The organism is Marinicrinis sediminis, from assembly GCF_042685085.1.
Classification (GTDB): domain Bacteria; phylum Bacillota; class Bacilli; order Paenibacillales; family KCTC-33676; genus Marinicrinis; species Marinicrinis sediminis.
The window spans coordinates 1-13142 of the sequence record NZ_JBHUMM010000044.1 but is presented as its reverse complement, the minus strand read 5'-3'; the positions used below and the strand labels follow the sequence as shown (position 1 = coordinate 13142).

The 13142-nt window shown below is 47.0% G+C and carries 13 protein-coding genes, 1 rRNA gene and 1 other RNA gene; all 15 read left to right on the top strand.

All coding sequences use genetic code 11. The annotated features are described in order from the left end of the window. Nucleotides 1-28: 28 nt before the first annotated feature. On the top strand, nucleotides 29-1636 hold the full coding sequence (locus ACFSUC_RS17865) for a CTP synthase (protein ID WP_379931007.1): 1608 nt from the start codon (nucleotides 29-31) through the stop codon (nucleotides 1634-1636). 182 nt (nucleotides 1637-1818) lie between these two features. Continuing rightward, nucleotides 1819-2196, top strand: coding sequence for a response regulator (locus ACFSUC_RS17860; RefSeq protein WP_379931113.1), 378 nt, complete (start codon nucleotides 1819-1821; stop codon nucleotides 2194-2196). Nucleotides 2197-2389: 193 nt separating this feature from the next. Next, entirely contained in the window at nucleotides 2390-3244 is an 855-nt protein-coding gene (fba, locus tag ACFSUC_RS17855) for a class II fructose-1,6-bisphosphate aldolase (RefSeq protein WP_379931006.1), read from the top strand. 130 nt (nucleotides 3245-3374) lie between these two features. Then, nucleotides 3375-4637 carry a UDP-N-acetylglucosamine 1-carboxyvinyltransferase gene (locus ACFSUC_RS17850; RefSeq protein WP_379931005.1) on the top strand — a complete coding sequence of 421 codons (1263 nt, stop codon included), beginning with the start codon at nucleotides 3375-3377 and terminating at the stop codon, nucleotides 4635-4637. 71 nt (nucleotides 4638-4708) lie between these two features. Then, nucleotides 4709-6001, top strand: a complete 1293-nt coding sequence (gene rho / locus ACFSUC_RS17845) for a transcription termination factor Rho (protein WP_379931004.1) — start codon at nucleotides 4709-4711, stop codon at nucleotides 5999-6001. A gap of 132 nt (nucleotides 6002-6133) precedes the next feature. Then, nucleotides 6134-6331: a 50S ribosomal protein L31 gene (gene rpmE, locus ACFSUC_RS17840; protein ID WP_379931003.1), complete on the top strand. Its 198-nt coding sequence runs from the start codon at nucleotides 6134-6136 to the stop codon at nucleotides 6329-6331. A gap of 83 nt (nucleotides 6332-6414) precedes the next feature. Next, entirely contained in the window at nucleotides 6415-6828 is a 414-nt protein-coding gene (locus tag ACFSUC_RS17835) for a hypothetical protein (protein WP_379931002.1), read from the top strand. A 111-nt stretch (nucleotides 6829-6939) separates the two neighbouring features. Further along, nucleotides 6940-7202: signal recognition particle sRNA large type (gene ffs, locus ACFSUC_RS17830), an RNA gene on the top strand. A 203-nt stretch (nucleotides 7203-7405) separates the two neighbouring features. Next, complete coding sequence (locus ACFSUC_RS17825; protein WP_379931001.1) at nucleotides 7406-8860, top strand: ATP-binding protein; 1455 nt, start codon at nucleotides 7406-7408, stop codon at nucleotides 8858-8860. 122 nt (nucleotides 8861-8982) lie between these two features. Then, entirely contained in the window at nucleotides 8983-10746 is a 1764-nt protein-coding gene (dnaX, locus tag ACFSUC_RS17820) for a DNA polymerase III subunit gamma/tau (RefSeq protein WP_379931000.1), read from the top strand. A gap of 2 nt (nucleotides 10747-10748) precedes the next feature. Beyond that, nucleotides 10749-11063 carry a YbaB/EbfC family nucleoid-associated protein gene (locus ACFSUC_RS17815; RefSeq protein ID WP_379930999.1) on the top strand — a complete coding sequence of 105 codons (315 nt, stop codon included), beginning with the start codon at nucleotides 10749-10751 and terminating at the stop codon, nucleotides 11061-11063. A gap of 33 nt (nucleotides 11064-11096) precedes the next feature. Further along, nucleotides 11097-11696, top strand: coding sequence for a recombination mediator RecR (gene recR / locus ACFSUC_RS17810; protein ID WP_379930998.1), 600 nt, complete (start codon nucleotides 11097-11099; stop codon nucleotides 11694-11696). A 180-nt stretch (nucleotides 11697-11876) separates the two neighbouring features. Continuing rightward, nucleotides 11877-12155 carry a YaaL family protein gene (locus tag ACFSUC_RS17805; RefSeq protein WP_379930997.1) on the top strand — a complete coding sequence of 93 codons (279 nt, stop codon included), beginning with the start codon at nucleotides 11877-11879 and terminating at the stop codon, nucleotides 12153-12155. Beyond that, entirely contained in the window at nucleotides 12152-12418 is a 267-nt protein-coding gene (locus ACFSUC_RS17800; RefSeq protein ID WP_379930996.1) for a pro-sigmaK processing inhibitor BofA family protein, read from the top strand. Before ACFSUC_RS17805 ends, ACFSUC_RS17800 begins: the two co-directional genes overlap by 4 nt. A 408-nt stretch (nucleotides 12419-12826) precedes the next feature. Continuing rightward, nucleotides 12827-13142, top strand: a 16S ribosomal RNA gene (locus ACFSUC_RS17795); the annotation flags it as partial.

Below are 13142 nucleotides of genomic sequence, written 5' to 3'. Positions count from 1 at the left end.
ACAAGCGTTTACTAGGAGGTATTTAGAAGTGACAAAGTACATTTTTGTTACAGGCGGAGTCGTGTCTTCTCTAGGAAAGGGGATTACGGCAGCGTCTCTGGGCAGACTGCTCAAAAACAGAGGCTTTAAAGTAACCATTCAGAAGTTCGATCCTTACATCAATGTCGACCCGGGAACAATGAGTCCGTATCAGCATGGCGAGGTATTCGTAACCGACGACGGAGCAGAAACCGATCTTGATCTGGGCCACTACGAACGTTTCATTGACATTAACTTGTCAAAGGCAAACAATGTGACAACCGGTAAAGTGTACTCTTCTGTCATTACAAAGGAACGAAGAGGAGAATACCTCGGTGGAACGGTTCAGGTTATTCCGCACATTACGAACGAAATCAAGGATCGGGTTTATCGTGCAGGCCGTGAATCAGGCTCTGAGGTGGTCATTACAGAAATTGGGGGCACCGTAGGAGATATCGAGAGTTTGCCTTTCCTGGAGGCAATTCGGCAAATCAAGAGTGAGGTAGGCCGTGAGAATGTGATGTACATCCACGTTACCCTCATTCCGTATCTGAAAGCAGCGGGAGAAGTGAAAACGAAGCCTACCCAGCATAGTGTCAAAGAACTGCGCAGTATCGGTATTCAGCCACAAGTTATTGTATGCAGAACCGAGCATTCGCTCACCGATGAAATGAAGCGCAAGCTGGCACTCTTTTGCGATATTGATGCCAATGCGGTCGTGGAAGCACGGGACGCGGAAACGTTGTATGAGATTCCGTTGATGATGCGTGATCAGGGTCTGGATCAGATTGTGATGAACCACCTGAAAATGCCGAATCGCGAGCTGGATATGACCGAGTGGGAACAACTGGTCAACAAAGTAAAATCCCTGAAGAAATCGGTCGAAATTGCGATTGTCGGCAAATATGTGGCCTTGCATGATGCTTATCTCAGTATTGTAGAATCGCTGAGCCATGCCGGGTTCGACAGCAATGCGGAAGTGAAGATCCGCTGGGTGAATGCCGAAGAGGTGTTTGAAGATAATGTGCACGAACTGTTGGGCGGTATTGACGGTATTTTGGTGCCAGGCGGATTCGGAGACCGGGGGATTGAGGGTAAAGTAGCCGCGATCCGTTATGCGCGTGAGCAGCGTATTCCGTTCTTTGGCATCTGTCTGGGTATGCAGGTAGCGGTCATTGAGTATGCGCGTTCATTGGGTCTGCTGGAAGGCGCAAACAGCTCAGAGATCAATCCGTCCACCACCTACCCTGTCATTGATTTACTTCCGGAACAGAAGGATATTGAAGACCTGGGCGGTACGATGCGTTTGGGACTGTATCCATGCAAAATCGGGGAAGATTCCTTGGCTATGAAGTGTTATGAAGATGAACTGGTGTATGAGAGACACCGCCATCGTTATGAGTTCAATAATGAATATCGTGAATTGCTGGAAGAGAAAGGTCTTCGCTTCTCCGGTACTTCACCGGATGGCAGACTAGTGGAAATTGTGGAACTGGAAGACCATCCTTGGTTCCTGGCTGTACAGTTCCATCCAGAGTTTACGTCCAGACCGAACCGTCCGCAGCCTTTGTTCAAGCACTTTGTGGCCACTGCGCTGTCCTTGAAGGAAAGTAAGTGATCCTAAAGGTGAGTCAATCTGACATCTTTGAATGTAAGTGAAACTGACATCCCTAACAGAATATTTGTGCAGATCAGCAGGAACTTCCAATTTTATGGCGAAAACTAACAATACTGAATGATGTCAGGTGGAGTCATAGATAAGCAATTCCAAGGAATGCTAGGGGGAAGATGATGGGAAGCATGAAGGAGAAGAAGCTACTGATAGTGGATGATCAGAACGGGATTCGAATCTTGCTGTGTGAAGTGTTCAATAGTGAAGGGTACCAGACCTTTCAGGCATCGAACGGGAAGCTGGCACTTGAAATCGTGCATGAAGAAAAGCCCGACTTAATTTTGCTGGACATGAAAATCCCGGGTATGGATGGTTTGGAAATATTGAAGCATATTAAAGACATCGATCCGGAGACGAAAGTGATCATGATGACGGCCTACGGAGAACTGGATATGATCAAAGAGGCAACCGATCTGGGCGCCCTTCAGCATTTTACGAAGCCCTTTGATATCGATGAGCTTCGTGTGGCGGTTCGTGAGCAGCTCTGCAACGGACTCTCTGTGTGAAGCTCCAACAACTGCATGCATGGAATGGAAAGGCGTCTTCAGGGCGCTTTTTCCTTTATCCTGCCGCTTCTATCCGCGTTCCATCCGTGTTTCATTCGTATTCGTCATTTTGTGACAAGCTTCATACAAATCTCAAATGGATTGTGTTATAATAGCCGAGTATGACTTACGGAAAAATAAGGAGGAAGAAACCATGCCATTGGTGTCTATGAATGAGTTTTTACCTAAGGCGAAAGAAAAAAAATTCGCAGTAGGGCAGTTTAACATGAATAATCTGGAGTTTGCACAAGCGATTATGCAAGCTGCAATCGAGGAAAATTCTCCATTTATTTACGGTGTTTCTGAAGGCGCCCTTAAATATATGGGTATCGACTTTACGGTTGCAATGGCAAAAGCGGCAGCAGACAAATCTGGTCTTCCGATTGCCCTTCATCTTGACCACGGCAGCAGCTTCGAAGTTGCGATGGAATGTATCCGTGCCGGATTCTCTTCCGTTATGTTCGACGGTTCTCACCATTCGTTCGAAGATAACATCCGATTGACGAAAGAAGTTGTGAAAGCGGCTCATGCGATGGGCGTTTCCGTAGAAGGAGAGCTTGGCACAATCGGCGGAGTGGAGGACGACATCAGTGTGGACGAGGCAGATGCAGCACTGGCGAAGCCTTCCGAAGCAATCCAGTACTATGAGGAAACAGGCGTAGATTGCCTGGCTATCGCAGTGGGTACGGCGCACGGCATGTATGCAGGTGAGCCTAACATTCATTTCGATATTATCGAAGAAGTGACACGCGCTATTCCGGTTCCAGTTGTTCTGCATGGCGGTTCCGGCGTACCGGATGAGATGATCAAGCGATCCATTGCTGCGGGTGTAGGTAAAATCAACGTAAATACAGAGAATCAGGTTGCTTGTACACAAGCCATTCGTGATGCACTGGCTGCTAACAGCAAAGTATATGATCCTCGCAAATACTTAGGACCGGCTCGCAACGCAATGGTTGAAGTCGTTCGTTCCAAAATCCGCTTGTTTGGCAGCAACAACCAAGCTTAATTTCAACAGGTAGAACAAAGGGGAAATCATCTGGAAGCATCCGTGGTGAATTTCCCCTTTCTTTTTATTGCATTCCATTTTACAATTGCACTGGGGAGTAATCCACACACCCAGGGGAGGACATCAATTGATGCAAGAGAAATTAATGGTAGCTGGCGGAAGACCATTGGAAGGCTCTATCCGGATCAGCGGCGCAAAAAACAGCGCCATCGCGTTGATTCCTGCTGCAATGCTGGCAGAATCAGCGGTTATTTTAGACAATATGCCAGAGCTTAGTGACGTCTTGATCTATAAAGAATTGCTGGAGCAGCTTGGATGTACCGTATCCATGAAAGAGGATCAAATGTGGATTGATCCCTCACAGGCCTTATCGGTTCCACTGCCAAATGGCAAAGTAAAGAAATTACGTGCATCCTATTATTTGATGGGGGCTCTTCTGGGTCGTTTTGGCGAAGCCATCATCGGCTTGCCGGGAGGGTGCAATTTCGAACCCCGTCCAATTGATCAGCATATTAAAGGATTTGAAGCACTGGGTGCTGAAGTGAAGAATGAACAGGGCGCCATTCATATCCAGGCGAAAAAGCTTCGTGGGGCAAAAATATATCTGGATGTCGTCAGCGTTGGAGCTACGATTAACATCATGCTGGCTGCGTCACGCGCAGAAGGCACGACCACCATCGAAAATGCGGCCAAAGAGCCTGAAATTATAGATGTCGCGACATTATTGAATGCCATGGGCGCCAAGATTAAGGGTGCAGGCACGGAAACGATTCGAATCGAAGGCATGTCTTCTCTGAAAGGATGCCGGCATTCGATTATACCAGACCGTATCCAGGCAGGTACGTACATGATCGCTGCGGCAGCCACCAGAGGGCGAGTCATCATTGATCAGATTATTCCGAAGCATATGGAAGCGGTCACGGCCAAGCTGATTGAAATGGGCGTAGAGGTTCAAGAGATGGAAGAGTCCATCCGAATTATCGGAAAGCCGCTCTATCAGGGCATCGACGTCAAGGCATTGGTGTACCCTGGATTTGCAACGGATCTCCAGTCTCCGATGACCAGTTTGCTGCTGCAGGCAGAGGGAATCAGCGTACTGACCGATCACGTATACAGCAGCCGATTCAAGCATATTCCTGAACTTGCCCGTATGGGGGCCGATATTAAGCTGGAAGGGCGTTCTGCCATTATCAAGCGATCTTATTTGCATGCCGCAAAAGTCCAGGCTACGGATCTGAGGGCTGGTGCTGCGCTTGTGATTGCGGGGCTGACTGCTCAGGAAGGAATTACAGAAGTATTTGGACTGGAATACATTGATCGTGGATATGACCGACTTGTTGAGAATCTGACTTCGCTCGGTGCGGAAGTATGGCGAGAGGAAGTTATTGAATAAGGTATAACTTTCAGGGCTAAGATAAATACTAAACAAATTTAGCAATAATAAAGAGTGGTGGATGGTTGAATATGGAAACAGGACAAGTGTCCCTGGCGGATTTGGAAGCGCTAAAGCTGACCGAGCTGTATGCGCTGGCGAAAAAATATCAGATCCCTTATTACGGACAACTAAAGAAAAAAGAGCTTATCTTTGCGATTCTGCGCGCACAGGCCGAACAGAGCGGGCTGATGTTCATGCAGGGTGTACTGGAGATCCTGCCGGAAGGGTTTGGTTTTCTAAGGCCGATCAACTACTTGCCTAGCACGGAGGATATCTACATTTCGGCCTCGCAGATCCGCAAGTTCGATCTTCGAACCGGTGATCTGGTATCCGGCAAGTGTCGGCCTCCCAAAGAAAATGAACGTTATTTTGGATTGCTGCATGTAGAAGCAGTCAACGGTGAAAATCCGAACAAAGCCTCTGAACGACTCCATTTTCCTGCTCTGACCCCATTATACCCACAGGAACAAATCGTACTCGAGACTTCTCCTGAACATACGGCAACCCGTATTATTGATCTGCTGGCACCAGTCGGAAAGGGTCAGCGGGGATTGATTGTTGCTCCTCCAAAGGCGGGGAAAACACTTCTGTTGAAACAAATTGCCAACAGCATTTCTCATAACTATCCGGAAGTTGAGCTGTTCGTCCTTCTCATTGATGAACGACCAGAGGAAGTGACAGACATGCAGCGTTCTGTCAAAGGAGAAGTGATTGCTTCGACGTTTGATGAACTGCCGGAAAATCATATCAAGGTAGCAGAATTGGTGCTGGAACGGGCTCTTCGATTGGTCGAACATAAGAAAGACGTCGTTATCCTCATGGACAGCATCACTCGTCTGGCCAGAGCGTACAATCTGGTGATCCCGCCATCCGGACGCACTTTGTCAGGAGGGATTGATCCGGCATCCTTTCATCGTCCCAAGCGTTTCTTCGGCTCTGCTCGGAATGTGGAAGAAGGAGGCAGCTTGACGATACTGGCTACCGCACTGGTGGATACGGGCTCCAGAATGGATGATGTCATCTATGAGGAATTCAAGGGAACGGGCAATATGGAGCTTCATCTTGACCGCAAGCTGGCTGAACGCAGAGTATTCCCGGCTATGGACATTCGCAGATCCGGAACCCGCAGGGAAGAACTGCTCATGAACAAGGAGCAGCTGGACAAGATCTGGTCGCTGCGCAAAACCATGAATGATTCCCATGATTTCCTGGAAGCTTTCCTGAAGAGATTGACCGACTCCAAAACGAATGAAGAGTTCTTGACCAAGCTGGAAGCTGCTTCACAGCAAAGTGGAAAACGGGGCAGAACCTCTGCATCCTGAGCAAATGAGGTGAACAGGGACCTCCGGAGAAAGAGTATTGCACTCGAAATATGATCATGCTATAATGCATTCATGTGTCTATATAACTCTGGATCGACATCACAGATTCAGGGCAGAAAGAGGTGAACAACGATGAAAGAAGCTATTCATCCGAAATATCATGTTACCACTGTGAGCTGTGCTTGTGGCAACAGCTTTGAATCCGGTTCTGTGAAAGAAAATGTACGTGTTGAGATTTGCTCCGCATGTCATCCATTCTACACCGGTAAGCAGAAGTTCCTTGATGCTGGTGGTCGTGTTGATAAATTCAAGAAGAAATACGGAATGTAATAATGAGGAATCCCTCCGCCGTGAGGGCTCCGCATATCCGAGCCTCCCTTTGTTCATGCTATTGAGCAAAGGGAGGTTTTTTCATGACAGGACTTCGAAACATCATCCAGGTCAAGTACCTCGTTGTTGCACTTGTATTACTACTCCTTATGACAGCTTGCGCGCCAAGGGATAACAGCAAAATAAAGGGATATGGAAATGACGGATATCTGGGTACGACAAACAGTCACCCTGGATTGCCTACAAATCCGGATACGTATCATACGTACCGGTACGATGAAAACCTGATTGCGCAAACGCTGGATGGTATCCAGGAAATAGAGCGTTACCGATACCGTATTAATGGTGGAAACCTGCATGTGAAGATTCAATTGGCCGATACGTTCAAAGGCTGGGAGATTGAAACGATCGAATCCAATGTATATGATCAGCTTGCGTACATGCTGCCCAGATATAAAGTTCATGTCTCAGGCCATCTCCGTCATCATCAGAAATGACAATCATGACAGGTGAGATCGCACCGTGAAAAGGGCAAGGAGACTTTTGCATTTCAGGCAAGTATTTCTGAAGGTTGCTATTTTGTTCGGGATTCGTTATACTAACTATTGCCGTGCTAGACGGGGAGGTAGCGGTGCCCTGTACCCGCAATCCGCTATAGCGGGGTTGAATTCCTATTCGAGGTATTGTGGATGTGAACACGGTCTTTACACGTAGTGTTGAGGGCTGGGTCCCTCGCAATGGAAACCTGTGAACCCGGTCAGGTTCGGAAGAAAGCAGCCGTAAGCAGGAATTTCCATGTGCCGAGGGGTCGCCCAGCCTGAGCTGGCGATAAAGGCACGCTCATGTTGCAATATCAACAATAGGTGCACGGTATACATAACCGTATGCATCCAAGAGCACTCTCCATTTCTTCATATTAGAAATGGAGAGTTTTTTTATACATGTTTGAGTATGGGGATTGACCTCGGGTCGAATCTTTGTAATTCTGTAAGTTATTCCTAACCGTAAACAGGAAATTGGAAAAGTAAGGAGAATAGTAATGTAATTGATGCTACTGAAAATGAGGTGAGCCGGATGATGTTTCCGCTCCAATTACAGATTCCATTTACGATGGACGAGATTGCCGAGTATATCAATCATTATTGCTACCAGTCTGTCATGATTGTATCCAGAGATGGTACAATTCTATGCAGCAATGACACGCTGTTGCAAATATTGGGATATGAATTCAATGAGATCATTTCTTATACTGTACAGGATATGTTGGTTGATTCAGTGGACATTGCTGAATTGGCTGAATGGATTCGGGATGCCGACAGCCTCGAACAGATCCCTGTTATTGAAGTGAGCGGAAAAAACGGGGAACGACATGTCACAAGCGTGTCTGTGTTCGAAGTGCAGCAGCAAAAAATGCCACACTCCTATTTCATTGTCTTCCACGACCTGTACTTGCCGCCTTCCTTTACCCTGCTGGAGAAATTTTCATCGGCCCTGTTAAGAGATGTGAATTTGGGGGTGCTGCTCCTGGATCGTAATTTCAATCTCGTGGATATTAGTGAAACGGCCTGTCAGATTCTAGGGGTAGTAAGGCCGGATGTGCTGAATCAGTCCATGGATCACATCTTCGACCCCGTACCCAAGGAATACCAGTTTATTCAACGCTCCATTCTGGATGGGGCCGTGGTACGCAACCATGCCTTTATCTGGACCAATCAAAACAAGCGCTATGAGTTGTTGCTGGATGCCAATGTCATCAAGGATGCCACTGAACGAGTGGTGGGAGCCTACATTATATTCAAGGACGTTTCCAATCTGAGATCGCTGGAGGAACAGGTGCAGCGCAGTGATCGACTGGCCATGATCGGGCAGATCGCAGCTGGTACAGCGCATGAAATCCGCAACCCTTTAACTTCTATAAAGGGTTTTCTGCAGGTTTTCAAGAAAACCATGCTGGAGCACGGGTTGGAAAAAGAGTTTGAATATACGGAGTTAATGCTGACTGAAATCAATCGCATTAACGACCTGGTCAGCGAGTTTCTGATGCTGAGCAAACCGAAAGAACTGCATCTGAAGCCCGTTCATGTCTCAACCGTCATCAGAGAAATTCTGCCCATTATTAACAATGAAGCGATCCTGCACAACATCACTGTCAAGTATGAGTCAGAAGTGGAACTGCCGGAGGTTATCGCGGACAAGGAACTGCTCAAACAAGTATGCATCAATATTAGTAAAAACGGGATTGAAGCCATGGATCACGAGGGTGTCCTTAACATTCGGGAAAGTATTGATCACGAGCAGTGCAAGATTATGATCGAAATTCATGATACGGGGCCAGGCATCCCCAGCTTTATGATCGACAAAATATTTGATCCTTTCTTTACGACAAAGGAAAGTGGAACCGGATTGGGTCTGTCAGTTTGCCAACGCATTATTCATGATTTAGGGGGGAATATTCGTGTATCTTCCAAAGGGTTCGGAACCACATTTACAATCAGTCTGCCCTATAAACAGTCCAGCAGAGCAACCTGATTGCGATTGCTTCATGCACAGGGTGACCCTTCCCTGCAAGGAATTCAAAACACGGTTACATTCCGAGAATAAGTTATAGTATAATGAACGAGATATCAATCAGGTATTAGGAGTTTTAAGCGATGAGCCATATAGCCCTTTACCGTGCATGGAGACCCCAATCTTTCAGAGATGTTGTCGGCCAGAAGCACATTATTCAAACCTTGCAAAATGCTCTGAGAGAACAGCGTGTTTCCCATGCTTATTTATTTAGTGGTCCCCGAGGGACGGGCAAGACCAGTGCGGCTAAAATTATGGCCAAAGCTCTGAACTGTGCGAAGGGACCAGCAGCTGAACCCTGCAATGAATGTGAAGCCTGTCGCCGTATCACAGAAGGGGCCGTCATGGATGTACAGGAAATCGATGCGGCATCCAATCGCGGTGTGGAAGAAATTCGTGATATTCGGGATCGTGTCAAATATGCGCCTACGGAAGTTCGATATAAGGTGTACATCATTGATGAAGTGCATATGTTAACAACAGAAGCATTCAATGCCCTTCTGAAGACACTCGAAGAACCTCCGCCCCATGTGATCTTCATCTTGGCTACCACGGAGCCCAACCGTATTCCAGCTACTATCATTTCGCGTTGTCAGCGTTTTGATTTCCGCAGAGTGAGTCTGGAGGATCAGACCTCGCGAATTTTGCATATTTGCAACGAGGAACAGATTGAAGTGGAAGAACAGGCTGCAGCATATATCGCCAGGCTATCCGATGGCGGGATGCGGGATGCACTGAGTATTTTGGATCAGATGCGTGCATTTGCAGATGGGCAGATTACGTACGATCTCGTGATTCGTGCAACAGGCGGAATTGCCGCTGATCAATTTAAACAACTGGCAGAGGATATTCGGGAAGGTCAGACTGCAAATGTGCTGGACCGCATCTCCGTATGGATGCAGGAAGGTAAAAGTGCGGAACAGACACTTGAGCATTTGATTCAGTACTACCGGGATCTGCTGCTTATTCAAGTACTTCCTGCTGGCAGTGAGGTCGTGACAGATCGCATCCAAGACCCGGCCCTGTTTGAAGATACCGCACGACATTACGATCGGGACCAGATCTTTCGTATGCTGGATACGCTGCATCATTATCAGACTGAAATGAAATATGCCCCCAATCCCCAAATCATACTTGAGCTGGCTGCATTGAAGCTTACCACGCTGTGGTCAGATCAGGGAATGAAGCCTTCGTCCTCGGATGCTCAGGCTAGTGGAGACATGATCCATAAGCTGGAGAATCGGTTGAATGCGCTGGAAATGCAGTTGAAGAAGGTATTGGCAGGAGAGGGAGCAGCTGTCGCTTCGGCGTCATCCTCAACTAGTGCTTCGTCTGGTTCGCGATCAGGCAGCACTAAATCTGGCAGTCCTTCGCAGACTGTCAGGAAAAGAATGAACCTTGAGCCGTATTTGGCCCATCAGGAGGAAGTAAAAGCGGTGCTTCCCAAATGGAATCAGGTTCTTGGGCAGGTAAAACAGCGCAAGATCACGGTTCATGCTTGGCTGGTAGATGGAGAACCGGTATCTGTGGCAAATGGGCATCTCTTGCTTGCTTTTAAAAATACGATCCATAGAGAAACCACAGAGAAGCCCATGAACAAGCAACTCATTGAAGAAGTTCTCAATGAGGTACTGGGTCAGCCGTTTCAAATTGAGACCACGATGTCCAAGGAATGGGAAGAAGCCACGCAACAACAACCTGTTGACCAAGTGGCCGAGCCACTGGAATGGACGGCGGAAGAGACAGATGCAGATGGTGCATACAAGGAAAAATGGATCAACGAGGCCATTCAGTTATTTGGAGAAGATCTCGTAACGATAAAAGACGATATTAAAGGAGATGAGTGAATATGAAAGGCAATATGAATCAAATGATGAAGCAAGTGAAAAAAATGCAGGAACAAATGATGAAGGCACAAGAAGAGCTGGGAGAGAAAAAGATTGAAGGTACGGCAGGCGGTGGCGTGGTCACTGCTACCGTTAACGGTCACCGCAAATTGCTGGATATTCAAATTAAGCCGGAAGCGGTTGATCCTGAAGACGTCGAAATGCTGCAGGACCTCATCATTGCTGCGGTCAATGATGCGATGAGCCAGGCAGAGGAACTTGCCAATAAAGATTTAGGGAAGTTTACCGGAGGCATGAATATCCCGGGATTATTCTAATGGCATTTGCCGACGATAAAGGAGTTCTTTCATTTGTATTATCCAGAACCGATTGCGAAATTGATTGATGCTTTCTCAAAGCTGCCCGGCATTGGCAATAAGACCGCAGCTCGACTGGCGTTTCATGCGCTTCGAATGAAGGAAGAGGAAGTGGTGGACTTTGCGAAAGCACTCGTGAATGTCAAACGCAATCTCACTTACTGCTCCGTGTGCTGCAACATTACAGATGTAGACCCCTGCAGGCTCTGTCAGGATAAACATCGTGACCAGTCGGTGATTTGTGTGGTTCAGGAACCGAAGGATGTCATTGCCATGGAGAGAACCAAAGAATTTCAAGGTTTGTACCATGTACTCAATGGAGCGATTTCCCCCATGGAAGGAATTGGGCCTGACGAAATTCGCATTGCTGAACTGCTTCGCCGATTGACCGATGAAAAAGTGAAGGAACTGATCCTAGCCACCAATCCGAATATTGAAGGAGAAGCAACGGCCATGTACTTGTCTAAACTGGTAAAACCGTTTGGGTTGAAAGTAACTCGTATTGCACACGGCTTACCGGTGGGCGGAGACCTGGAATATGCGGATGAGGTGACGCTGTCCAAAGCGTTGGAAGGACGCAGAGAACTTCTGTAATCGGGACACCACCTTCAAAATATGAATAGAAACAAACGGATAAGGAGCTGGTCTCTAGGTTAGGTATCTAACCGGAGACGGCTCCTTTTTACTGTGATGATGATTGAAAATGAGAAAAACAGTTCTAAATCCCCGACTTCTGCCCTATGTATATATCGTACAAGCATAGGGGGGAGATAAATGAATTGGAAAAGCTGGCTGCAATATATATGGAGAAAAGATAAGGGAATGAGTGAGGAAACGTGTTTGATTGACGAGATTGAGAGGGCTCGTAAGGAATGGAGCGTAGCGTACAAGCGATTGGACACGGCGGTTGGCGCTGAACAGGTCGATTACGCCATCTATACGCTCGAAGCCGCTGAAAAGAGATACGAGATGCTGTTAAAACAGGCAAAAGAACAAAAGGTTATCCATAAGCCCGAGCTGGGGATGTCCAGTTCAGGAAAGGGGCGTAAATGAGCATGAACCTCTGGCTCCTTACTCTCTTGCTATCTATACTTGCCTTAATCATCGTGATCATTCGGAAACACCTGTCTCCGAAGATCATCACCTATACAATTAGTAACATCTCGCTGGCTGCGATCATATTGTATGTTATCAATCACATGGGCCTTCTGGGAGATATGCAGATTGCGATTAACTTTTATACCATTGGCACAATCGTATTGCTGGGCATACCCGGATTATGCCTGCTATTAGGCATTCAGTCGTTTATTCTGTAGCTCGATGAGGGTAGAGATTAGGCTATGAAATAGTGGGAAAGATTTCAAGGAATAAAGGATTGACTTCAAAAGTACCGCCATGATATATTATTCAAGTCGCCATTGAGACGACATTCGCAACAAGCTTGTTAATGACTTCTTATCTTCACGATTGATCGGTTGATTGGAAAAAAAGAGGCTTGTCAAAAAAAAACCGATGTGTTATGATACTTCTCGCTGCTAACCACGCAGCTACAGAGAAACGCATCACACAAACGAAACACATTGTCCTTTGAAAACTGAACAGCGAGCGAAATTGTCCAAATTTCAAAATAAGGTTTCATTGTCCTTTCCTTTATGGATCGGACGGGAACCCCCGGAATGAAAATTCCAACCAGCAACAAAATGAGCAAGCCAAACTTTTTACCTTTATTGGAGAGTTTGATCCTGGCTCAGGACGAACGCTGGCGGCGTGCCTAATACATGCAAGTCGAGCGGAGTATAAGAAGTGCTTGCACTTCTTATACTTAGCGGCGAACGGGTGAGTAACACGTAGGCAACCTGCCTGCAAGATCGGGATAACTAGCGGAAACGTTAGCTAATACCGGATGGTCCAGAGAATCGCATGATTTTCTGGGGAAAGAGGGTTTCGGCTCTCACTTGCAGATGGGCCTGCGGCGCATTAGCTAGTTGGTAAGGTAACGGCTTACCAAGGCGACGATGCGTAGCCGACCTGAGAGGGTGA